This is a genomic window from Campylobacter troglodytis, from assembly GCF_006864425.1.
Lineage (GTDB): Bacteria > Campylobacterota > Campylobacteria > Campylobacterales > Campylobacteraceae > Campylobacter_D > Campylobacter_D troglodytis.
Window position 1 is genome coordinate 1 of the sequence record NZ_QHLI01000237.1, and the last position, 522, is coordinate 522.

Genomic DNA, 522 nt, shown 5'->3' on the forward strand with positions numbered 1-522 from the left:
AAAAAGGACACAAATGAATGCAAAAGAAAGGATTAAAAACTCCCTAGCCTACAAGCTAGGATCTCAAATGCTAAGCTTTAATCAAAGCAAGTTTAAGCCTCTAAAAGCTCTAATACTTCCTTTTAAGCTTTATCTCATACAAAGAAGGCATTATAAAGAACTTGCCTTTTATAAAAAGGCTATTAAAGTTTTCCCCCAGCTTAAAAGAAAACCCCTTGAAAGCTTGAAAGACTATGATGAGGCTGTGTTTTTAAAAAAGCATCTTTCTTTCTTGCTTGGTGCGGCTTTAATTAGAGCAAACAAAGAAGCCTTCAAGGGAGGGTATTTCAAGCTTTTTTCTTATATAAAAGAAGCAAAAAAAGAGTTTAAATACTTCAAAGACATAAAAGATGCCCTACTTGAATTAAGAGCCTCACTCTCTCTCTCTCTCAAACTAGCCTTGATTTCATAGTTAAAAACTCAAAGCATTTAAAGATTCTTTTTGCCTTAATTGAAAGCAAAAAAGTTGTTTTAAGCAATGAA

Annotated in this window: 1 pseudogene; it reads left to right on the forward strand. The window is 32.8% G+C overall.

Going from position 1 to position 522, the window contains the following annotated elements:
• Positions 1-451 (forward strand): annotated as a pseudogene (locus tag DMC01_RS12765) (hypothetical protein); the annotation flags it as partial.
• Positions 452-522 lie beyond the last annotated feature (71 nt).